The organism is Streptomyces halobius (genome assembly GCF_023277745.1).
In the GTDB taxonomy this organism is placed as follows: Bacteria; Actinomycetota; Actinomycetes; order Streptomycetales; family Streptomycetaceae; genus Streptomyces; species Streptomyces halobius.
The window spans coordinates 8,926,271-8,948,032 of sequence record NZ_CP086322.1; the positions used below are offsets into that span (position 1 = coordinate 8,926,271).

18 protein-coding genes and 1 pseudogene are annotated in these 21,762 nt (G+C 70.5%); 15 read left to right on the plus strand and 4 right to left on the minus strand.

The features are described 5' to 3' along the window. The 8 genes from K9S39_RS40510 (at position 1) to K9S39_RS43255 (ending at position 7,568) form a co-directional block, all read left to right on the plus strand. A complete protein-coding gene (locus K9S39_RS40510) occupies positions 1-786 on the plus strand; it encodes an SDR family NAD(P)-dependent oxidoreductase (protein ID WP_248868269.1) in 786 nt (261 codons plus the stop codon). Between the two features lie 31 nt (positions 787-817). After that, on the plus strand, positions 818-1,771 hold the full coding sequence (locus K9S39_RS40515; protein ID WP_248868270.1) for an aromatase/cyclase: 954 nt from the start codon (positions 818-820) through the stop codon (positions 1,769-1,771). After that, on the plus strand, positions 1,771-3,108 hold the full coding sequence (locus K9S39_RS40520) for an activator-dependent family glycosyltransferase (protein WP_248868271.1): 1,338 nt from the start codon (positions 1,771-1,773) through the stop codon (positions 3,106-3,108). Before K9S39_RS40515 ends, K9S39_RS40520 begins: the two co-directional genes overlap by 1 nt. After that, entirely contained in the window at positions 3,101-3,874 is a 774-nt protein-coding gene (locus tag K9S39_RS40525; protein ID WP_248868272.1) for an SDR family NAD(P)-dependent oxidoreductase, read from the plus strand. The genes K9S39_RS40520 and K9S39_RS40525 overlap by 8 nt, the downstream gene beginning before the upstream one ends. Before the next feature lie 66 nt (positions 3,875-3,940). Continuing rightward, positions 3,941-5,227, plus strand: coding sequence for a cytochrome P450 family protein (locus tag K9S39_RS40530; protein WP_248868273.1), 1,287 nt, complete (start codon positions 3,941-3,943; stop codon positions 5,225-5,227). Positions 5,228-5,432: 205 nt separating this feature from the next. Beyond that, the gene (locus tag K9S39_RS40535; RefSeq protein ID WP_248869197.1) at positions 5,433-6,317 is read left to right on the plus strand and encodes an ABC transporter ATP-binding protein; all 885 of its coding nucleotides are present in this window, start codon (positions 5,433-5,435) and stop codon (positions 6,315-6,317) included. Continuing rightward, complete coding sequence (locus K9S39_RS40540; RefSeq protein WP_248868274.1) at positions 6,314-7,168, plus strand: ABC transporter permease; 855 nt, start codon at positions 6,314-6,316, stop codon at positions 7,166-7,168. Before K9S39_RS40535 ends, K9S39_RS40540 begins: the two co-directional genes overlap by 4 nt. After that, entirely contained in the window at positions 7,161-7,568 is a 408-nt protein-coding gene (locus tag K9S39_RS43255; RefSeq protein ID WP_406708105.1) for a helix-turn-helix transcriptional regulator, read from the plus strand. Before K9S39_RS40540 ends, K9S39_RS43255 begins: the two co-directional genes overlap by 8 nt. Positions 7,569-7,631: 63 nt before the next feature. Here K9S39_RS43255 and K9S39_RS40550 read toward each other — a convergent pair. Together K9S39_RS40550 and K9S39_RS40555 are read right to left on the minus strand one after the other, a co-directional pair. After that, a pseudogene (locus K9S39_RS40550) lies at positions 7,632-8,374 on the minus strand (integrase core domain-containing protein). A 73-nt stretch (positions 8,375-8,447) separates the two neighbouring features. Beyond that, entirely contained in the window at positions 8,448-9,779 is a 1,332-nt protein-coding gene (locus K9S39_RS40555; protein ID WP_248868275.1) for an activator-dependent family glycosyltransferase, read from the minus strand. Positions 9,780-9,946: 167 nt separating this feature from the next. On the opposite strand from K9S39_RS40555, the gene rdmE reads away from it, so the two are divergent. The 6 genes from rdmE (at position 9,947) to K9S39_RS40585 (ending at position 17,065) form a co-directional block, all read left to right on the plus strand. Beyond that, positions 9,947-11,551 (plus strand): aklavinone 12-hydroxylase RdmE, encoded by a 1,605-nt coding sequence (gene rdmE, locus K9S39_RS40560; protein WP_248868276.1) that lies wholly within the window; start codon positions 9,947-9,949, stop codon positions 11,549-11,551. Between the two features lie 80 nt (positions 11,552-11,631). After that, positions 11,632-12,426: a phytanoyl-CoA dioxygenase family protein gene (locus tag K9S39_RS40565; RefSeq protein ID WP_248868277.1), complete on the plus strand. Its 795-nt coding sequence runs from the start codon at positions 11,632-11,634 to the stop codon at positions 12,424-12,426. Between the two features lie 15 nt (positions 12,427-12,441). Further along, positions 12,442-13,602, plus strand: coding sequence for a cytochrome P450 family protein (locus K9S39_RS40570; RefSeq protein ID WP_248868278.1), 1,161 nt, complete (start codon positions 12,442-12,444; stop codon positions 13,600-13,602). Between the two features lie 27 nt (positions 13,603-13,629). Continuing rightward, positions 13,630-14,913 (plus strand): activator-dependent family glycosyltransferase, encoded by a 1,284-nt coding sequence (locus K9S39_RS40575; protein ID WP_248868279.1) that lies wholly within the window; start codon positions 13,630-13,632, stop codon positions 14,911-14,913. A 76-nt stretch (positions 14,914-14,989) separates the two neighbouring features. Then, positions 14,990-15,799, plus strand: coding sequence for an FkbM family methyltransferase (locus K9S39_RS40580; protein ID WP_248868280.1), 810 nt, complete (start codon positions 14,990-14,992; stop codon positions 15,797-15,799). A gap of 21 nt (positions 15,800-15,820) precedes the next feature. After that, positions 15,821-17,065 (plus strand): DUF418 domain-containing protein, encoded by a 1,245-nt coding sequence (locus K9S39_RS40585; RefSeq protein WP_248868281.1) that lies wholly within the window; start codon positions 15,821-15,823, stop codon positions 17,063-17,065. Between the two features lie 58 nt (positions 17,066-17,123). Here K9S39_RS40585 and rfbB read toward each other — a convergent pair whose 3' ends face one another. Both rfbB and K9S39_RS40595 read right to left on the minus strand, forming a co-directional pair. Then, positions 17,124-18,134, minus strand: a complete 1,011-nt coding sequence (gene rfbB / locus K9S39_RS40590) for a dTDP-glucose 4,6-dehydratase (protein ID WP_248868282.1) — start codon at positions 18,132-18,134, stop codon at positions 17,124-17,126. Positions 18,135-18,243: 109 nt separating this feature from the next. Further along, on the minus strand, positions 18,244-19,104 hold the full coding sequence (locus K9S39_RS40595) for a class I SAM-dependent methyltransferase (RefSeq protein WP_248868283.1): 861 nt from the start codon (positions 19,102-19,104) through the stop codon (positions 18,244-18,246). Between the two features lie 265 nt (positions 19,105-19,369). Between K9S39_RS40595 and K9S39_RS40600 the strand changes: the two genes are divergently transcribed. Next, positions 19,370-21,673: an ATP-binding cassette domain-containing protein gene (locus tag K9S39_RS40600; protein WP_248868284.1), complete on the plus strand. Its 2,304-nt coding sequence runs from the start codon at positions 19,370-19,372 to the stop codon at positions 21,671-21,673. Positions 21,674-21,762: the final 89 nt, after the last annotated feature.

Here is a 21,762-nt window from a genome sequence, read left to right on the forward strand (position 1 = left end):
ATGTCCACTCAAGACGACCGGCACGCCGTGGTCACCGGTGCCACCAGCGGCATCGGGCTCGCCGTCACGACGCTGCTGTGCCAGCTCGGGCAGCGCGTGTTCCTCTGCTCCCGTGACCCCGAGAACGTCGAAGTCACCGTCGCACGGCTCCGCGACAAGGGGTACGACGTCGCGGGACAGGCATGCGACGTCCGTTCCACCGAACAGGTCGGCGCCTTCGTCCGGGCCGCCGTCGACCGGTACGGCCCGGTGGACGTGCTGGTGAACAACGCGGGCCGCAGCGGGGGAGGCCACACCGCGCAGATCACCGACGAGCTGTGGCTCGACGTCATCGACACCAACCTCAACAGCGTCCTGAGGCTCACCCGTGAGGCGCTCACCACGGGCAGCATGCTTGAGCGGGGCACCGGCCGGATCATCAACATCGCGTCGACCGGCGGCAAGCAGGGCGTGGTGCTGGGCGCCCCCTACTCCGCGTCCAAGCACGGCGTGGTCGGCTTCACCAAGGCGGTGGGCCTGGAGCTGGCCAAGACCGGCGTGACCGTGAACGCGGTCTGCCCCGGCTACGTGGAGACGCCGATGGCGCAGCGGGTGCGGAAGGGCTACGCCGCGGTCTGGGACACCACGGAAGAAGCTGTGCTGGAACGGTTCGAGGCGAAGATCCCGCTCGGCAGGTACACCACCCCGGAGGAGGTCGCCGGGCTCGTCGGCTACCTCGTCACCGACCAGGCCGCCCCCATCACGGCGCAGGCGATCAACGTCTGCGGCGGACTGGGCAATTACTGACGGCCCGCGCGAGGACCAGGAGACCCGTAGCATGACGAACAATCACCGAGCCGAGCACCGGATCACTGTGCAGGCACCTGCGCGCACCGTCTTCGGCCTGATCGCGAACATCGAAGCGTGGCCGCGGGTCTTTCCCCCGACCGTGCATGTGGACGTCCTCAAACGGACCGCAGGCGAGGAGCGCATCCGGATCTGGGCGACCGCCAACGACTCCGTCAAGACGTGGACCTCGCGCCGCGTCCTCGACTCCGAGGGCCTGCGGGTGAGCTTCCGTCAGGAGGTGTCCCAGCCGCCGGTCGCCGCCATGGGCGGCGAATGGATCATCGAGCCGTTGTCGGATTCCCGGACCCTGGTCCGCCTCACCCACGACTTCCGGGCCGTCGACGACGACCCGGAGGGTGTGGCGTGGATCAACCGGGCCGTCGACCGCAACAGCGACGCAGAACTGGGCGCGCTCAAGCGGGCCGCGGAACCGGCTCCCGGGGCCGGAGCCGGCGATCTGTCGTTGCAGTTCGACGACGTGGTGGAGGTGGCCGGGGACCCCGCCGAGGTCTACGACTTCCTCTACGACGCACGGCAGTGGGAGAGGCGGCTGCCGCACGTGAACCGCGTGGAGCTTGCGGAGAGCACCCCGAACCTGCAACTGCTGGAGATGGACACGCTCACCCCGAACGGCGCGGTCCACACGACGAAGTCGGTGCGGATCTGCTTCCCTGCCGGCACCATCGTCTACAAGCAGCTGAAGACACCCGCGCTGATGGCCGTCCACAACGGCCGCTGGCGCATCGAGAAGAGCCCGTCCGGGTGCACCGTCACCTCGACGCACACTGTTGTACTGAACCGCGACGCGGTCGTCCCGGTCCTCGGCGGGGGCGCCACGGTCCAGGACGCACGCACCTTCGTCCGCGACGCGCTCGGCCGCAACAGCACCGCGACGATGCTGCTTGCCAAGGAGTACGCCGAGCGAGCGGTACGGGAGCGCTGATGCGCGTCCTGTTCGCCACCTTCGGCGCCCGCAATCACGTCCACGCCCAGGTGGCGCTGGCCTGGGCGCTGCGGGTCGCCGGGCACGAGGTCTGCATGGCCAGCCACCCTGACCTCGGGGACGTGATCGCCCGCACCGGCCTGACCGCGGTCCCGGTCGGCCGGGAGCTCAACGAGGACCAGGTGATGGAGGAACTGCGGGAACGCGAGGACGCCGCCCGTGACACGTACGACGAGGAGGCCCCGGACGCCCAGCTGCTGCTGACGATGGACGAACTGCGCCCGGAGAAGCTGACGTACGACCACATGCACGGCGTGTTCACCGCGATGACCTCGGCGGTCTTCCAGAACTACTCGTCGACCGAGATGATCGACGACCTGGTGGACTTCGCCCGTGGCTGGCGGCCCGACCTGGTGGTCTGGGACCCGCTGACCTTCGCCGGGGCCGTCGCCGCCCGGGTCACCGGCGCGGCACACGCCCGGCTGATGTTCGGCCTGGACCTGGTCGGCCGCATGCGCGAGAGCTATCTCGCGGAGGTGCGGGGGCGGCCCGCCGCGCTGCGCGAGGACCCCATGCGGGAGTGGCTCGGCTGGGTGATGGAGCGTTACGGCGGCGCGTTCACCGAGGACCTGGTGACCGGCCAGTGGACCATCGACCCGGTGCCGACCTCCCTGCGGCTCCCGGTAGGTCTGCCGTATGTCCCCGTCCGCTGCGTGGCCTACAACGGCAGGGGGAGCATCCCGCCCTGGCTGCGTGAGGTGCCAGAACGCCCCCGGGTGTGCCTGACGCTCGGGGTGTCGCACCGCGAGGTGATGGGCGGTGACCAGGCGTCGATAGGCGAGCTGATCGACGCGGTCGCCGGACTGGACGTCGAGGTGGTCGCCACCCTGAACGCCCGCCAGCTGCGGGCGGTCACCAGTCTTCCCGGCAACGTCCGCACCGTCGACTTCGTCCCGATGGACGCGCTGCTGCCCAGCTGCTCGGCCGTCATCAGCCACGGCGGGTCCGGCACGGTCCACACGGCGTTCCTGTACGGCGTCCCGCAGATCCTGGTGCCCGGCACCATGTGGGACAACGGCATCCGCGCCGACCTCGTGGAACGGTCGGGCACCGGCCTGCGCCTGGACGCGGAGACCCTGACCGCCGCCGCCCTGCGCGACGCGCTCGCCCGTGTACTGACGGAGCCGTCGTTCGTGGCCGGAGCCGACCGGCTGCGCCGGGAGACGCTGGCCACCCCGTCTCCCCGGGACATCGTCCCGGTACTGGAGTCGCTCACCGCCGAACACCGGCGCCCCGGTGCCACAAGACACAACGCCCCTGCGAGGAACGATGTCTGACACGGCCTCCCCGCCCCCCGCCCCGCGGTCGGTCGTGGTGACCGGAGGCGGCTCCGGCATCGGCAGGGCCACCGCACGCGCCTTCGTCGACGAGGGCGCGGCCGTACTCGTCGTCGGCCGGACGGCTGGTGACCTCGCCGACACGGCGCGGGGATACGACACCATCAGGACGCTCGCCGTCGACCTCACCGAGGCCGACGCGCCCCAGAAGGTCGTGGACACCGCGCTGCGCGAGCTGGGCGGGATCGATGTCCTGGTGAACAACGCGGCGGCCCTGGGGCACCGCGCCCTCGCCGACATCGACCCAGAGCAGGTGACCGTCCAGCTCGGCACGAACCTCGCGGTGCCCGTGCTGCTCACCCGGTGCGCGCTCGACGCCCTCGCCGCCGACGGCGGCGGCACCGTGGTGAACGTCAGCTCGTCCGGTGCGCGCGGGTCCCGGGCCTGGCCGGGCAACGGTGTGTACGGCGCCGCCAAGGCCGCGCTCGACTTCCTCACCCGTACCTGGGCGGTCGAACTCGCACCGCTCGGCATCCGGACCGTCGGCGTCGCACCCGGGCTGGTCGACTCCGGGTTCGCGGAGCGGGCGGGCATGTCGCCCGAGCAGTACGACGGCATGCTCCACCACGTCGGCGCCCGGACACCGCAGGGCCGCGTCGGCACCCCCGAGGAGATCGCCTGGTGGATCACGCACCTGACCCGGCCGGGCGCCCACTACCTGACCGGCGCCGTACTGCCGGTCGACGGCGGCCTCTCCCTGACGTGACATGACCCGGCATGACCTGACATCGGGACGACCACAGCGGGACCCCGGAGAAGCGGAGTTGAGTACATGGTGAGCATGACCGAGAGCGAGTTGGGCCGTGTGCTGCTCACGCACCGCGGCGTCCAGTGGATCATCGGCACGAAGGACGATCCGTACGCCCTGCTGCTGCGGGCCGCCGGCGACGATCCGCACCAGCTCGGCGAACTGATCAGGGAGCGGGGTCCGCTGTACTGGAGCAGCGCCGAGGCGTGGGTGACGGCGCATCACGAGGTCGCCGCTGCCGCGCTCGGCGACCGGCGGCTGAGCCTCCGGCACCCCGACGCGGACGCGCCCGCCGCGGACAACGAGGGCGGGCAGCGGGAGCCCATGCCGTGGGAAGTGCCCGCGCTGCGCGAGATCCTCCCCTTCGACGAGGTGTTCCTGACCGCCGGCCGGGCCGACTGCGCGCGCATGCGCGAGCTGCTCCAGCCGCTGCTGGGCGCGAGGGCGCTGGAGCGGTGGCGGCCCGCGGTCGAGCGGGCGCAGCGCCGTGCCCTCACCGCCGCGGGCACCGAGTTCGACCTCCGGGCGGACGTCGCGGACCCGTTCGCCGCCGACGTCGTGCGGGAGCTCCTCGGCGTACCGGAGGAGGACCGTGACCGCTTCGCCGCGTTGTGCCGTGGTGCGGCGGGCGTCCTGGACGCCATGGTGTGCTCGCCGCACTTGCGTACGGCACGCGAGTTGCTCACCGCGGTGGAGGGCATGCGGTCCCTGCTCACCGACCTGATCGCGCGGCGGCGCGAGAGGCCCGGGGACGATCTCGTCAGCGCCTTGCTGACGGCGACGCACGACGACGAGGTGCGGTTGGTGTGCATGCTGTTGGCCCTCGTCGGCCCCGAGCTGTCCGGGACGCTGTTCTGTGACGCGGTGGCGGCCCTGCTCGACCACCCCGCACCGTGGCGGTCGCTGTGCGAGAACCCGGATGTCGCGCCGGCGGTGGTCGAGGAGACCTTGCGGTACGCCCCGCCCGTCCGGCTCGTGCCCCTGTACGCGCACGAGGACCTCGCATTGGCCGGGACGGCCGTCGCGGCTGGCAGCCAGGTCGTGGTGGCGGTTGAGGCGGCCCATCGGGACTCCGCGGTCCATGCGGAGCCGTCCGCCTTCGACCCGTTGAGGGAGCGGGGCAGGGAGCACCTGGCGTTCCCCGAGGTCCTGCCCACGTCGCTGCTCGCGCCGCTGGTGCGGCTCCAGGCCGAGTCCGGGCTCCGCGTCCTGGCGGCCGAGGCGCCTGGTGTGCGGCGCACCGGGCCCGTACTGCGGCGTCTGCGGTCCGGGGTCACCGGAGCCGTCCTTGAGCTGCCCCTCGCCCGCTGACCCGCCCTCCTCACGGTGCGTCACGAATCCCTCGACCATGTGACTTGTATAGCTCGTAGCAGAGATACTATGTTTGATCTAACAGGTCTGATCGAAAGGTAGAGGGCCTATGGCAGAGGCAAGCGATCTGCACGAGCTGAGTCAGGCTGCGGGATCGCCTGAGAGCTCGGCAGGCGAACGGGTGATCGATATCCGCGGACTGCGGATGCGATACGGGTCCAAGGACGTGCTGAACGGGGTCGACTTCAGCGTCCGCAGGGGTGAGGTCCTCGCTCTGCTGGGGCCGAACGGTGCCGGAAAGACCACCACCATCGAGATCATGGAGGGGTTCCGCACCCGTTCGGCCGGTGAGGTCAGTGTGCTCGGTGCCGATCCGGCCAGTGGCGACGAGCGGTGGCGCGCCAGACTGGGCATCGTGCTCCAGTCATGGCGCGACCACGGGAAGTGGAAGGTCCGGGAGCTGCTGGCCCAGCTGGGCGACTTCTACCGGCCCTACTCCACCGCCGAGCGGCCCCGACCACGGAACGTGGACGAGCTGATCGCCATGGTCAGCCTGGAGGAGCAGGCGGACCAGAAGATCGGGTCCCTGTCCGGCGGGCAGCGCCGTCGCCTCGACGTGGCGATCGGCATCGTAGGACGGCCGGAGGTGCTGTTCCTGGACGAGCCCACCGTCGGGTTCGACCCCAAGGCCCGCCGGGACTTCCACGACGTGGTGCACCGGCTCTCCGACCTGGAGGACACCACGATCCTGCTCACCACGCACGACTTAGACGAGGCCGAGAAGTTGTCCGACCGTATTCTGATCCTGGCCGGTGGTCAGATCGTCGCCAACGGCAGCGCCGACCAGCTCGCCCGGCAGGCGTCGGGCAAGGCCGAGGTCCGCTGGAGCGTGAGCGGCGAGCACTTCGTCCACGCCACCCCCGACGCCAGCCCGTTCGTCCACGAACTGTTCAAGCAGCACGGCGACCGGGTCCGTGACCTCGAGGTGCGCCGGGCCAGTCTGGAGGACACCTACATGACCATGGTCCGGCAGCACGAGGCCGGCCGGTCCGAAGAGGCGATCGCCGCGTTCCGGGAGGCGGGTCAGTGAGTCCCACCGTGTACGCCGTACGGCTCGGTCTGCGCCGCGGCTGGACCGAGTTCCGACAGAGCCTGACCACGCCCGGCGACATCATCTACTACCTCGTCCTCGGGGGTGTCTTCCTCGGGGTGTTGTTCTTCATGCGGAACACGACCGTGGAGGGCACCGACCTCTCACTGGCGACGCTGTCCATGCCGAGCATGATCGGCGGACTGCTGGCCTTCCAGGCCCTGGGCGGCGCGGCGTTCGCGCTGGCGGCCGAGCGGGAGGACGGAACGCTGCTGCGGGCCAGGACCGTGCCGCAGGGCCTCGTCGGCTACGTCGCCGGCCGGATCCTGGGAATCGCGCTGAGCACCCTGCTCACGCTGACGATCATCCTGGTGCCCAGCGTGTTCCTCTTCGAGGACCTGGTGACCGGGGACCTCGCCAAGTGGCTGAACCTGCTGTGGGTGCTGGCCCTCGGATTGCTCGCCACCATGCCGATCGGCCTGATCATCGGGGCGATGGTGAAGAACCCGCGCGGCGCCAATACGTGGGGCATCTTCCCGACGATGGGTCTGCTGGCGATCTCGGGTATTTTTTACCCGATCACCTCGCTGGCGGGCTGGCTCCAGGGCATCTCGCAGATCTTCCCCGTGTACTGGGTCGGACTGGGTACCCGCGCCGCGCTGCTGCCCGAGGCAGCGGTCGCGGTCGAGCTCGGCGATTCCTGGCGCAGGCCCATGACCGCGTTCGTGCTCCTCGCCTGGGCCGTCGTCGCGCTGCTGATCGCGCCGAAGGTCCTGGGGCGTACGGCGCGCGGCGAGACGGGATCGAAGGTCGAGGCACGACAGCAGGAGGCATTGAAGCGCGTTGGGTGACAGGGCATTCGGCAGCAAGGGCGGTGCGACGCGCCGCGGCACGTCGGCGTCGGAGCCGGAGACCGGGGCGTCGGCCGCCCGGCCCGGCACCGGCACCGGCAAGTCCGCCGCGGGCCGGCAGGCAGCCGGTGAGCAGGGGCGTTCCCGGGGCGGCGGCGGGGCCGAGACGGTGCACAACCGCATCGCCGTGCTGCGGGTGGAGCGCGCCATCACCCGCAGGCAGCTCGCCGACGCCCTCGGGGTGCACTACCAGACGGTGGGCTACCTGGAGCGCGGCGAGTACAGCCCCAGTCTGTACTTGGCCCTGCGGATCGCGGAGTACTTCGAGGTCCCGGTTGAGGTGATCTTCTCGACCACCCCGTTCCCCCGGATCGGGACCACCCCGTCTGAGTCCGCATGAAGACGCCGCGGCCCTGGGGGCGTCGGTACCCCCAGGGCCGCGGCAGGCCGAACATCGGGCGATCTAGATGTACTGCCCTGTGAGGTTGGGGACGCGGCTGGCGGGTGGTTGGCCCTTGAGCGCGGTGTGTCCGCGGTGGTGATTGTAGGTATGCAGCCAGGCGGGGTAGGCATCGCGTCGTTCCCGCTCGCTGGCGTAGGGCTTTGCGTAGGCCCATTCGTCGAGCAGGGTGCGGTTGAACCGCTCCACCTTCCCGTTGGTCTGGGGCCGGTAGGACCGGGTGCGCTTGTGTGAAACGCCTTCCTTGGCGCGGTTCTTGCGGCCGGCGGTCCTGCCGAGGACCTTGTGGCCGCCGCCGTCGGGGATGTTCCCGAGTTTTTTGATGTCGACGTGGACCAGGTCGCCGGGGGCGGCGTGTTCGTAGCGGCGGATCACGCGGCCGGTGGTTCGGTCCAGGTGGGCCAGGCGGGCGAGCTGGAAACGGGCGAGGACGCGGTGCACGGTCGCGGGGTTCAACCGCAGCAGGCAGGCGATGCGGGCCGGTCCCCAGCGGCGCAGGAGACGGACCCTGACAATCCGCCGCTCGGTGCGGGTCGGGGGCCGACGCGGACTGTGATGCGGACGCGAAGAGCGGTCACACATCCCGGCCTCGCCGTGCTGGCGACAGCGGTCCGCCCACCGCTTCGCGGTAGTCGGTGAGACCTGGAAGCGTTCGGCGGCCCGCCGCAGCGGCCAGCCGTCCTCGACGACGCAGCGGGCCAGACGCAGACGGCCGGTCTCGGTCAAGGGTTATTACGGTGGGGCATGAGGACCTTCTGATCGTTCGTGTGTAGACGTCGCAATCCGCACCGAACCCGGAAGGCCCTCACACGTTCAAGATCACCCAACCGTGGAATCCGTCACCAACCTCCGTGGACAGAACATCAGAGCGCCCGCCCGGTGTTCGGCCGTGAGCTTCTCCAGCACCGGGACGATATCGGCGGGAGCCGGTGTACCGACGACCTCCTGGCGCAGCCGGTCCGCGTTCGTGCGGAACGACGGCTCCTCCAGCACCCGGACCAGCGCGGCGCGCAGCCCGTCCGGCGTCAGCTCCTCCGGATCGACGCACAGCCCGGCGCCCGCGTCCCGCACCCGGTGCGCCTTGGGGACGTTGCACCACATCTTGGCCGGCGCCATCACCTGGGGGACGCCGTGCGCCAGTGCCGTGTGCAGCGTCCCCGAACCGCCGTGGTGGACGATCGCCGCGCTGGCGGGCAGCACGGCGTCCAGCGGGGCGAAGTCGACGACCCGCACATTGTCCGGCACGCGCCGGCCCGGATCGAGCTGGTCCGCGGTGAAGGTGGCGACCACCTCCACGTCCAGCTCCGCCACCGCGGCCAGCAGATCGCCGACGGACGTCCGGTCCGCGCCGACCACCTCGCGGAACGACCTGCCGAGGGTCAGACAGACGCGGGGCCGCCGGGGTGGCTCCCGCAGCCATCCGGGGATCGTCGCCTCGCCGTTGTACGGCACGTAACGCACCGGCACGGACGGCAGGTCGACGGGCAGCCGCAGCGACGGCGGAACGGGATCGATGGTCCACTGGCCCACGACCAGGTCCTCAGTGAACTCCCGGCCGTGCCGCCGCAGGATCCGGCTCATCCACTCCTCCAGCGGATCCTCCCGCAGCGCCGGCGGTAGTCCGGCCAGCCCGCTCAGGTAGTGCTGGCGCATCAGCCCCACCAGGTCCAGCCCGAACATCAGCCGGGCGTGGGCCGCGCCGCTGATCCGGGCCGCGAGCGCGCCGGGGTAGTACATGGTGTCCCACACGACCAGATCGGGCCGCCAGGCACGGGCGAAGTCGATCAGCTCCTCGGTCGTGTCGTCCGGCAGGGTGTTCTGGTAGACGAACGACGTCCACGCGGTGAGCACCCCGTGCACATAGGGATAGGTCAGCTTCTCCGGCCAGGTCTCGCTGATGTCGAGGACGTCCAGCCAGGCTTCGTCACGGATCTCCTCGGGCTCGTCTGTGTAGTCCGGGTTCATCGTGGCCGGAACGTCGAGGACCTCGCCGACCGCGACCGCGGTCAGGCCGGCGTTGTTGATGTCCTCGACCACGTCCGGCTGGGTGGCAACACGGACCTCGTGTCCCGCGGCCCGCATCGCCCACGCCAGCGGTACCTGGGTGTGGACGTGGGTGCTCGCAGGGAACGGCGTGAACAGCACTCGCATGGACCCCACCCTGACGGTGCGCGTTCGCACGGCGCTCGAGGAATCCCGCAGCGTCGCACGAGGCCCCGTCGGCGGGCTTCCAGCGGACTTCGAAGCCGACCGGCGAGTCTCGGCCTCTCGGGTACCAGCGGCCCGACCGGGCGCCGCACCGAAGCGGGAGGACGACAATGGCCGCAGCCGACAGAGAAGTTGATGTCCTGGTCGTGGGCGCGGGCCTGGGCGGGCTCGCCACGACGATGTTCCTCGCCCGGCTGGGCGTGCGGGTGCTCATGGCCGAGAAGCACCCGACGACGTCGATCCACCCCAGGGCGATCGGCCAGAATCCGCGCACGATGGAACTACTGCGGCTCGCCGGGATCGCCGAGGGGGTGCAGCAGGTCACCGATCACCGGGGCGCGAAGGGCCACTTCACGACCCGGGTCGCCGAGACCGTACGGGGCGAGGTGCTCGGCACCTTCGAGGAGGGCTTCGACCACCTGGTCGCCACCACCGCGCCCTGTTCCCCGATGCCGTGGGCGCTGGCCTGGCAGGATCAGCTGGAGCCCCTGATGCGGGCCCGGTCCCTCCAGGACGGAGCGCTGATCCGGTTCGGCACCGCGCTGGTCTCCTACGAACAGGACGCGCACGGGGTCACCGCGGTGCTGCGCGACCGCAGGAGCGACGCGGAGACCACCGTGCGGGCGCGCTATCTCGTCGCCGCCGACGGCGACCGCAGCCCTGTCAGGGAAGGGCTCGGTATCGCCCGCCACGGCCACGGCTCGCTGTCCCACGTGGTCGGCACGATCTTCGACGCCGATCTGTCGAAGGTGCTCCCGCCGGACGCGTCCGGACTGTACTACCTGCGCAACCCTCACTTCAGCGGCATCTTCATCGGCAGCGACCGGCCGGAGCGGCACACCTTCCTGGTCGAGTACGACCCCGAGCGCGGCGAATCCGCCGACGACTTCACCCCCGACCGCTGCGTCGAGCTGATCCGCATCGGCCTGGACGCACCCGACCTGGAGCCACACGTCCTGGACATCCAGCGCTGGGAGATGGCGGCCCGCATCGCCGAACGGTGGCGCGCCGGCCGGGTGTTCCTGGTCGGCGACTCGGCCAAGGTCGTACCGCCCACCGGCGGGCTCGGCGGCAACACGGCCATCGGCGACGGATACGACCTGGCCTGGAAGCTGTCCGCCGTACTGACCGGCCAGGCCGGGCCGGGGCTGCTGGACAGCTACGAGCCCGAGCGAAGGCTCGTGGCCCAGCTCGTGATGGACGAGTCCATGCACCTCTACGCCTCCCGGCTCGCCCCGCACCTCCAGAACCGGATGGCGGAGCCCGTCGGCTACGCCGAGGTGATCCTCGGCTTCCGGTACCGCTCCGACGCCGTCGTCATCGACGACGACACCTCCCGGGTCGAGTCCCCGGCCCGGCCCACCGGACGGCCCGGATTCCGGATGCCGCACGTGTGGGTGCGGCGGGCGGGCGAACGGATCTCCACCGTGGACCTCTTCGGCTCCGGCTGGCTGCTGATGACCGGTGAGGACGGCGCCGGCTGGACCGAGTGGGCCCTGAGCGCGAGCAACGAACTCGGCGTCCCCATCGAGGTCCACGGCCTGGCCACCGATCTGCGCGACCCCGACGGCGAACTGGCCGAACGGTTCGGCATCGGCACGCGCGGCGCCAGCCTGATCCGGCCCGACGGCGTCGTCGCCTGGCGCACCGCCACCCGGCCGGACGACCCCGCCGCGACCCTGCGCGACGTACTGGCCCAGGTGCTGTCCCGATGAACGCGACCCCGCCGGGGGCCCACCCGGCTCCGGCCCGACCCACAGACGTCCGTACCACCGCGACGAAGGAGCGAATCCGCATGACGGCTCGAACCGACCCGATCACGGCCGACGTCCTCACCGACGAGGCCCGCCGGTACTACGAGGAGAACGGCTTCGTCCGGATCCCGCAGGTCCTCTCCGCCTCCGAGACGGAGCGGTTCAGGGCGGCCTCCGAGGAACTGATGGCCCAGCACGGCCCGGAGATCTGGGGCGCGGGCGAGGACGCGGTGCAGGTGCACTTCGTCGCCCAGGCCTGGCTCAAGCACGAGGCGCTGCGCGACCTCGCGCTGCACCCGGCGATCACCGGAATCGCCAAGCGGCTCGCCGGCGCCCCGCTGCGCCTCTACAGCACCGACATCCTCCTGAAAGCGGGCCAGAAGACCCTGACCACGCTGCCCACGCTGGTGCACGACGACGAGACGGGACTGCCGCTCGACGGCCTCGACCGGACGCTCACCGCGTGGGTCGCGCTGGTCGACGTACCGATCGAGAGCGGCTGCCTCAGCTATGTGCCCGGTTCCCATCTGCGTGACGCCGCCCACCGGCAGACCCATATGACCAGCTTCGCGGAGCACCGGGCCATCTCCGACATCTGGCCGGACTACGCCTGGCAGCCCCGGATCACCGTCCCGCTGAAGGCCGGTGACGTCGCCTTCCACCACTGCCGCACCGTGCACATGGCCGGGCCGAACCTGACCGACAGCCCCCGGATGGGCCACGGCATCGTCTACATGGACGCCGACACCACCTACCGGCCCGGGACCGAGGACGCCCACATCTCCCACTTGGCGCCCGGGGATCCGCTGAACAACGAGAAGTTTCCGCTCGTCTAGAGGAGACCGTCAAAGGTGAGCGACATTCAAGAGACACGGAACCGCGTGGAGATCGGCGAGTTGGGCAGGCGGCTGCAGCGGGCGCACGGGGAGGTGTGGCTGCACCAGGTCAAGGGTGATCCGTACGCCGATGTGCTCCGCGGTCACGCCGAGGACCCCCACCCGGGCTACGAGCGGATCCGCGCGCTCGGCCCGCTGTGGCGCAGCTCCATGGGCGCCTGGGTGACAGCGGACCACGACCTCGCCGGGACGCTGCTGGGCGAGGCGTGGCCGCACGGCCCGGTGACCGGCGAGGACGCCCACGTACCGGCGGACGACGCGGGACTGGGCGGCGACGCCGCACACTATGAGCGGCTGCGCGCGCTGGTGGAGACCACCCTCAGCCCCTCCGCCGCCACAGCGGTGTGCGAGCGGGTGGTGCACGGCCTGGCCAGAAGCTTCAACCTCGTCACCGACCTCGCGGAGCGGGTTCCGGTGGACCTACTCGCCGAGACGTTCGGACTGTCCGCGCCGCACCACTGGGAACTCACCGCATCCTGCGCCGCCGCCGGAGTCGTCCTCGACGGCCTGCTGTGCCCGCAGCGACTGGACGTCACCCGGCGCGCGGTGACCGCCGTCGGCCGGCTGCGGGCGCTCCTTACGCCGCCGGACGGTCATCCGGCCGCCGACACACGGGAGTTGGCGCTGCTGCTGGCCACCGCAGGGGTGCGCACCGCGGCGCGGCTCGTCGCGAGCGCCGTGCTGGCGGTGGTGGACCACCCCGAGGAGTGGTCGCGCGTGGCCGACGCCCCCGAGCACGCGGCCCTGGTGGTGACCGAGGCCCTGCGGTACGACCCGCCGGTGCAGCTCCATCCGATGGTCGCCCGCGCCGACGTCGAGTTCGCCGGGCAGCGCGTCCCGGCAGGCGAGCGGGTGGTGGTGCTCGTCGGGGCGGCGAACCGCGATCCCGAGGTCTTCGCCGACCCCGACCGGTTCGTCACCGGCCGCCCGGCCGGTGTGCTCGTTCCCGCCCTGTACCACCGGGTGACGCTGCCGTTCGCCCGCGCCCAGGCCGAAGCCGTCATCCGCGCACTGGTGGCCGCGGGCCGGCGGCCGCACCGGTCGGGCCCGCACCTGCGCAGCCGCCGCTCGCCGGTGACCAGGCACCTGCTCAGCTGCCCGCTGGCCACCGGCTGACCGGCGTCGACAGAAAGGAATCCAGCGATGCGCGTCCTGTTCACCTCGATCGAGGGCAATCACTTCCACCAGATGGTTCCGTTGGCCTGGGCTCTGCGTACCGCGGGCCACGAGGTGCGGGCGGCCTGCAACGAACGGCTCGTCGACACGGTCACCCAGACCGGCCTGACCGCCGTGCCGATCGAGTCGCCGACCCTGTGGGAGCAGCTCGACGACTTCCAGAAGGAGGCGATCTCCCTCTTCAATGACATCGGCACCAGCAAGCAGGACCCGTCCAAGGTGACCTGGGAGGACCACCTCGCCTACGAGAACATGGTGGTCCCCGCGCTCTACCAGCCACTCAACAACGACGCGCAGATCGACCAGTTGGTGGCGGCGGCCCGCAGCTGGCAGCCTGACCTGGTGGTCTGGGAGAGTTTCTCGATCGCCGGGGCAATCGTTGCCGTCGCGAGCGGCGCGGCCCACGCGCGGCTGGTGTCCGGCCCCGAGCTGGCCCTCCAGATGGTCACCCGCGGACACTTCGTACGCCACCGCGACCAGCAGCCCGAGCCGCTGCGCGAGGACCCGACGGCCGAGTGGCTCAATTGGACGCTTGAACGCCTCGGCAGCGACCGGCGGTTCGACGAGACGATGCTGACGGGCCAGTGGGTCGTCGACACCCGGCCCGGCAGCCTGCGCCAGGAGCTCGACCTGCCCACCCTGCCGATGCGCTACGTCCCGTACAACGGGCGCTGCACGGTGCCGAGGTGGCTCTACGAACCGGCGGAGCGCCGGCGGGTGTGCGTCACCCTCGGCACGTCCATCACCAGCGACGAGTCCGAGCGGTTCCGGCTCAACGACACCCTCGCCGCCCTCTTCCGGAGCCTGGCCGGACTGGACGTCGAGATCATCGCGGCCCTGGACCCGGCACAGCGCGACGCCCTGCCCGAACTGCCGGACAACATCCGCACGACCGACTTCGTCCCGCTCAACGAACTGGCCCCGTCGTGCTCGGTGATCGTGCACCACGCCGGCTACCAGACGAAGGCCACCGCGGACCTGCACGGCGTGCCCCAGGTCGTCATCGTCGGCTACGAGTGGGTGAGCGAGGACATGGGGGAGGAGTACGAGAAGTCGGGCACCACCCTGGCCGTCTCCGCCCGTGACCTGACCGCCGAGGTGCTGCGGGAGAAGATCCTCCAACTGCTCGACGAGCCCTCGTACACCGAGCGGGCCAGGGACCTTCGCAAGGAGATCCGTACCATGCCGACGCCCAACGAGGTCGTGCCGGTCCTTGAGAGGATGACCAGGGAGCACCGGCACGGCGCGTGACCGGGCCCCCGGCCCGGTCACGGTGAACCAGTGCTCCTCGTGCGCTCCTCGAGACTGGTGCGGCAGCGTCGTCGGCATGCCGAATCCGTGGGATCTCCCCGACGAACTGCCCACCGACCCTCCTCTCACCCGCTGCGAACTGCCCGACGGTCGAGTGGTGTCGGCGGTGCAGGAAGCGGAAGCACACACCCTCTGGGAGGAGATCAGCAGTGCCGCTCCCTATCGCAGGGCCGCCGAGGGCCTCCGCCCCGACGAGGCCGTCATCGACGTCGGCGCGCACATCGGGCTGGCGTCCCTGCTCTTCGCGCAGCTGGCGCCCGACAGCCGCCTGATCGCCTTCGAACCCGCCCCCAAGGCGTACACCTGTCTCGACGAGAACCTCGCCCGTCACCTTCCGGGGGCGACCGCTTCCCGGCAGGCGCTCGGAGCCGCGCCGGGGAAGTCCGAGCTGATCTACCGCCCCTACGTGGCCTCGGCCTCGACTCTGTACGACAACGCCGAGGACGACGCCCGCAACCTCGAAGTGCATCTCGACAATGTCGACGCGAACGAACAGACCAGGGAGGTCGTGCGGCGGACCTTCAACGTGACCCAGCGGGTGCCGGTCGAGGTGACCACGCTGACCGCCGTCATGGCGGAGCACGGCGTGGACCGCGTGGGCCTGCTCAAGATCGATGTCGAACGCGGTGAACTCGACGTCCTCGACGGCATCGATCCCGCCCGCTGGCCCGGCATCCGGCGGGTCCTTCTCGAAGTCCACGACATCGAGGGCAGGCTCGGCCAGGTCGTCTCGCGGCTGGCCGGCCTCGGCTTCCAGGCCACGATCTGCCAGTGGGGGGTCTATGTCGGAGGCAGCGTCCACCTGGTGCTCGCGGAGCGGGACTGACACGGCGAGGGGGAAGGACCGATGAGCGACGGTGCTTCGTGTCCGTCCGAACCCGGGGCACCGAGGCACCGTGCGCTCGCCCCCGATCTCGCCCGGGGCCTCATGCTGCTGATCGTCGCCCTGGTGCACGCCCACATGTTCGTGAGCGGGAGCGCCGTGGTGATCCGGGGGTATCCGCCGACCGCCGGCTCGCCGCCGGACGCGCTGACGGCCGGACTGCTCACCGTCCTGGCCGACAGCCGCAGCTTCCCCATGTTCGCCCTGCTGTTCGGCTACGGCATGGGCCGGATCCTCGCCCGCGAGAGGGAACGGGGACGGGACGGACCCGGGGCCCGTGTGGTGCTGCGGCGACGCGCCCGATGGCTGCTGCTGTTCGGCTTCGTCCACGCGCTGCTGCTGTTCGCCGGGGACGTGCTCGGCGCCTACGGGCTGCTCGGGCTGATCGCGGTCGGGCTGACCGGCGCCCGTGACCGCACTCTGTTCACGGTGGCGGGCGCCGGTGTGGTCATGGGGTCGGTGCTGTACGGGGGCATGATGTCCGCGAACGTCTCCGGCCAACCGGGCGACACTGCGGCGGCGCTGTTCCTGGCCGCCGACCCGGCGTCCGACGCCGCGTACCGCGTCGGCACCTGGGTGTTCACCACACCGCTGTTCGCCCTCGTTTCGCTCGGCCCGTTCCTGATCGGTGCGCGCGCGGCCCGACGGCGGATCCTGGAGGAGCCGGGCCGTCACCGGGACCTGCTGCGGCGGGTGGCGGTGACGGGCACCGCCATCAGCGTCGCCGGCGCTCTCCCCCTGGCGATGATCACCTCCGGGACGTGGGCCACCGCCCCCTCGGATATGACCCTGGGGCTCAGCGTGCTGCACATCCTGACGGGATACGCGGGCGGCTGCGGACTGGCCGCGGCGGTCGCCCTGCTCGCGCTGCGCCTGGAGGGCCACCGGAGCGGGACCGTGACCGCGGTCGCCGCGTGCGGCCAGCGGTCGATGAGCTGCTACGTGTGGCAGTCGGTCGTCTGGCTGGTGCTGTTCGCCCCGTACACCTTCGGGCTCGGTGACCGCGTCGGTGTGCTCGGCTCGGCGCTCATCGCCCTCGGCACTTGGTGCGGTGGTGTGCTGATCGCCGAACTGCTGCGCAGAAGAGACAGACGCGGGCCCGCCGAAGCGCTGCTGCGCAAGGCGACCCGTCGGGCCGGGAAGTCGTCCGGCGCGCTCCGGGAGGGGCGCGCCGGCACAGCGGGTGCCTCCCTGCGACGGCGACGCTGACCCGCCCGTCCCGGCCGAGCCCCTGCCCCAGTACGGCGGCGGGGCTCCCCGCGTCCGCTCACCCGAGCCGTGACGCCGGTTGTGCCGGTGCCGACCCGGTCGTACGGCGGACGAGCGGCTGCCACCACGCACGGTTGTCGCGGTACCACTGTATGGTCTCGGCGAATCCGCGCTTGAACGGGATCCCCGGCTCGAAGCCGAGTTCCTCCCTGATCTTCTCGGCGTTCAGGGCGTACCGGCGGTCGTGGCCCTTGCGGTCGGCGACGTGGTCCACCCGGTCCCAGCCAGCGCCGAACTCCTCCAGCACCAGCCGGGTCAGGTCCCGGTTGGTCAGCTCCGTCCCGCCGGCGATGTTGTACGTGGCCCCCGCCCGGCCGGATTCCAGCACGAGCTGGACCGCTCGGCAGTGGTCGTCGACGTGCAGCCACTCCCGTGCGTGCAGCCCGTCGCCGTACAGCGGAACGTTCCTGCCCTCCAACAGGTTCGTGACGAAGAGCGGAATGACCTTCTCGGGGAACTGGTGGGGCCCGTAGTTGTTGGCGCAGCGGGTGATCGTGGTCCACAGTCCATGGGTGCGGTGGAAGGCCCGGACGATCAGATCGCTCGCCGCCTTGGAGGCCGCGTAGGGCGAGTTGGGCTCCAGAGGGGACTCCTCCGAGAACGACCCCTCGTCCACCGACCCGTACACCTCGTCCGTCGAAATGTGTACCAACCGGCTCACCCCGTTGCGGGAGCAGCAGTCCAGCAGGGTGTGGGTGCCCGTGACATTGGTGGTGACGAAAGGGGCGGAGCCGGCGATGGAGCGGTCCACATGGGACTCCGCCGCAAAGTGGACCACGGCGTCGTGGCCCGGCAGCAGGTCCATCAGCAGCCCGCGATCGCAGATGTCGCCCTGGACGAACGTCAGCCTCGGATGGGCGCGCGGCAGATTGGTGAGCGTGCCCGCGTAGGTGAGTTTGTCCAGGACGGTTATCCGTGCGTCCTCGTAGCCGCGATAGCGGCCGGCGAGCAGGCTCCTCACGTAGTGGGAACCGATGAAACCGGCGCCACCGGTGATCAGCAACCTCATGACTGACGGCCTTTCGGATGCGGACAGGGGAGGCCGGGCGTGCGGCGTCCCGCTGCGGACGGAATCGCGCACGGCGCCGTGGCGGTGTGCCTCGTCGTTGTACGGGAGGTCACCGGGCCACGCTCGCCGTGATGTAGCGCACCGGGGTCTCGATCGACAGGGGCCCGCCGTCCGTGCGCATGTCGTCCAGCGCCTCGGTGAGCCGGATCCGCAGCCGCTCCCGGTCGTCGTCGGGCAGGTGCTCCCACAGCAGGCGCATGCCCTGGGTGTGGGACCACGTCACCCACGCCGCGCCGGACGGGGCCACGAGGTCGACCGGTTCATCGGCGATCTCCACCTCTCGGAACCCTGCGGACTCCACGGTCCGGCGCAGGTCGGCCTCTTTCGCCAGCCAGCTGTTGAAACGCCGCTGGAGCTCCTCCGGCCGCCACTGCGGCGGCAGGTTCTCCAGCAGCGACCGCGGGATGAGCTCGGTGAAGACCGGGGGAAGGAACGGAAAGGTGTCGTCGTGGAACACCGGGCTGGTGAAGGCGATGCGCCCGCCGTCGGCGAGCAGTTCGGCATAGCGCGGCAGGGCGGCCCGCGCATCCGGGAAGAAGATGAGGCTGTAGCTGCCGGTGACGACGTCGAAGGAGCGGGCCGGCAGATCGGGGAACTCGCCGTCCATCACGTGGAGTTCGACATTGCCGACACCGGTGGACGCCGCCTCCTTGCGCGCTTCCTCGATCATGGCCGGTGCGATGTCGATGCCGAGGACATGGCCCGACTCGCCGACGATCGACGCGGCGTGGAACAGGCACGCCCCCCGGCCGCAGCCCACGTCCAGTACGCGCTCCCCGCGTTTCGGGGCCGCTCGTTCGACGAGGCGTCGTCCCATGGGAGTGAAGAAGGTGACCCCTAGCCGGTCGTAGGACCCCGCGGCCCGGTCGAAGGCCGCCGTGACATGGGCCTTGTACGTTGTCTTGTCCACGTGCGCTCCTAGGAAATCCCACTCATCGCGGAGGATGACGAAACGGATGGGTGCCCGACGCCGCCGGGGCGAACGGAATTGGCGTGTCCGGTCCCACCATCGTCCGGCTGTCACCTTCGAAAGCGCTCGAAAACAGGTAGAGCGCGACTGGATGAAAACCTGGCTGTCGATGCGATATCTGGCGGCAACCGGAACGGCCCGCCGCCTGCCGAGCGGGGATTCCCGCTATATTTACATGTCTTGAACAGTAAAATACTGTGATCCGATGACTTCCTTAGACCAGGCCAACAGCCAGCGGCCCGCAGCCGACAGCCATGACGTAATCGAGGTCCGGGGCGCCAGGGAGAACAACCTGGCCGATGTTTCCCTCGACATCCCCAAGCGCCGCCTCACCGTTTTCACCGGCGTTTCCGGCTCCGGGAAATCGTCGCTGGTCTTCGGCACCATCGCCGCCGAGTCCCGGCGCCTGATCAACGAGACCTACACGGCATTCATCCAGTCGTTCATGCCGAACTTCGGTCGGCCCGATGTCGACGCCCTGCGCAATCTGAGCGCGGCGATCGTCCTCGACCAGGAACGGATGGGCGTCAACTCCCGCTCCACCGTCGGCACCGCCACAGACGCGCACACCATGCTGCGGATCGCCTTCAGCCGGTTGGGAACCCCGCACATCGGCACCTCGGCAGCATTCAGCTTCAACGCGCCCGACGGCATGTGCCCCGAGTGCGAGGGTATCGGCCGGGTCTCCACGCTCGACGCCGACGAACTGTTGGACGTCGAACGCTCCCTCAACGAGGGCGCGATCACTGTGCCCAACTTCAACGTCGGCTCCTGGTATTGGAAGTCGATCGCCCACTCCGGCTTCTTCGACCCGGACGTCAAGGTGAAAGACTACAGCCCCGCCGAGTGGGACGACCTGCTGCACAGGACCGCCACCAAGATCAAGCTCCTGCACGGCGGCACCGGCACCACCTACGAGGGTCTCATGGTCAAGGTGCGCCGCCTCTACCTGGGCAAGGACCGGGAAGCCATGCAGCCCCACATCCGGGCCTTTGTCGACCGGGCGGTGACCTTCGCCCGCTGCGCGGCATGCGGCGGCGGCAGGCTCAGCTCCGCCGCACTGTCCTGCCGGATCAACGGACTCAACATCGCCGAGTGCTGCGCCCTGCAGATCAGTGAACTCGCCCAGTTCGTCCGGGGCATTGACGCACCCTCGGTGGCACCGCTGCTGACGAGCCTGTCTGAACTACTCGACTCCCTGGTGGAGATCGGCCTCGGCTACCTGAGCCTGGACCGGGAGTCGGGCACCCTGTCCGGCGGCGAGGCCCAGCGGGTCAGGATGGTGCGGCACCTCGGGTCGAGCCTCACTGACGTCACCTACGTCTTTGACGAGCCCACCGTCGGACTGCACCCGCACGACATCCAGCGCATGAACTCCGTCCTGCTCCGGCTGCGCGACAAGGGGAACACCGTTCTCGTAGTGGAACACAAACCGGAGACGATCCAGATCGCCGACCATGTGGTCGACCTGGGCCCGGGCGCGGGACCGTCCGGCGGCGAGGTCCGCTTCACCGGCGACGTCGCCGGGCTCCGCCGCTCCGGCACGCTGACGGGGCGGTACCTGGACCACCGTGTACGGACGAGGGAACGGGTGCGGCAGCCCGCCGGACAGCTGCCCATCACCGGCGCTACGCTGCACAACCTCAAGGACGTCAGCGTCGAGGTGCCCCTCGGCGTGCTGACCGTCGTCACCGGCGTCGCCGGATCGGGCAAGAGCTCACTGATCCACGGCTCGCTGTCCGGCCGGGACGGTGTGATCGTGGTCGACCAGTCCGCGATCCGCGGGTCCCGGCGCAGCAACACGGCCACATACACCGGTCTGCTCGACCCGATACGCGCCGCCTTCGCCAAGGCCAACGGCGTCAAGCCGGCCCTGTTCAGCCCGAACTCCGAAGGTGCCTGCCGGAACTGCCGGGGCATCGGACTGGTCTACACGGACCTCGCCATGATGGCAGGGGTCGCCACGCTCTGCGAGGAGTGCGAGGGCAAGCGGTTCATTCCTGAGGTGCTCACCTACACGCTACGGGGCAAGGACATCAGCGAGGTGCTCGCCCTGACGGTGAACGAGGCCCGCGACTTCTTCACCGCCGGCCAGGCTCGGGTCATCCTCGACCGGCTCGCCGACGTCGGCCTCGGATACGTGGGCCTGGGCCAGCCCCTCACCACACTGTCCGGCGGCGAGCGCCAGCGCCTGAAGCTGGCCATCCACATGGCGGAGAAGGCTGCCGTCTACGTCCTGGACGAACCGACGAGCGGACTGCACCTCGCCGACGTGGACCAGCTGCTGAACTTGCTCGACCGGCTCGTGAGCGCCGGCAACACGGTCATCGTCATCGAGCACCACCAGGCCGTGATGGCCCATGCCGACTGGATCATTGACCTCGGACCGGGCGCCGGCCACGACGGCGGCCGGATCGTATTCACCGGCACCCCGGCCGACCTCGTCGCCCACGGCGACACCCTCACCGCCCGGCATCTGCGCGACTATGTCGCCACGCCAGGCGCTTAGGTGTGCTGCCCGGTGAGGTCGGGACGCGGCTCGGGGGCGGTTGGTCCTTGAGCGCGGTGCGGCGGGGCTGTCGTGGGGCGCGAGAAGAC

Coding starts and splice junctions, on each gene's coding strand:
- K9S39_RS40510 (WP_248868269.1), top strand. CDS start 1: ATGTCCACTCAAGACGACCGGCACGCCGTGGTCACCGGTGCCACCAGC.
- K9S39_RS40515 (WP_248868270.1), top strand. CDS start 818: ATGACGAACAATCACCGAGCCGAGCACCGGATCACTGTGCAGGCACCT.
- K9S39_RS40520 (WP_248868271.1), top strand. CDS start 1,771: ATGCGCGTCCTGTTCGCCACCTTCGGCGCCCGCAATCACGTCCACGCC.
- K9S39_RS40525 (WP_248868272.1), top strand. CDS start 3,101: ATGTCTGACACGGCCTCCCCGCCCCCCGCCCCGCGGTCGGTCGTGGTG.
- K9S39_RS40530 (WP_248868273.1), top strand. CDS start 3,941: ATGGTGAGCATGACCGAGAGCGAGTTGGGCCGTGTGCTGCTCACGCAC.
- K9S39_RS40535 (WP_248869197.1), top strand. CDS start 5,433: ATGCGATACGGGTCCAAGGACGTGCTGAACGGGGTCGACTTCAGCGTC.
- K9S39_RS40555 (WP_248868275.1), bottom strand. CDS start 9,779: ATGCGAGTGCTGTTCACGCCGTTCCCTGCGAGCACCCACGTCCACACC.
- rdmE (WP_248868276.1), top strand. CDS start 9,947: ATGGCCGCAGCCGACAGAGAAGTTGATGTCCTGGTCGTGGGCGCGGGC.
- K9S39_RS40565 (WP_248868277.1), top strand. CDS start 11,632: ATGACGGCTCGAACCGACCCGATCACGGCCGACGTCCTCACCGACGAG.
- K9S39_RS40575 (WP_248868279.1), top strand. CDS start 13,630: ATGCGCGTCCTGTTCACCTCGATCGAGGGCAATCACTTCCACCAGATG.
- K9S39_RS40580 (WP_248868280.1), top strand. CDS start 14,990: ATGCCGAATCCGTGGGATCTCCCCGACGAACTGCCCACCGACCCTCCT.
- K9S39_RS40585 (WP_248868281.1), top strand. CDS start 15,821: ATGAGCGACGGTGCTTCGTGTCCGTCCGAACCCGGGGCACCGAGGCAC.
- rfbB (WP_248868282.1), bottom strand. CDS start 18,134: ATGAGGTTGCTGATCACCGGTGGCGCCGGTTTCATCGGTTCCCACTAC.
- K9S39_RS40600 (WP_248868284.1), top strand. CDS start 19,370: ATGACTTCCTTAGACCAGGCCAACAGCCAGCGGCCCGCAGCCGACAGC.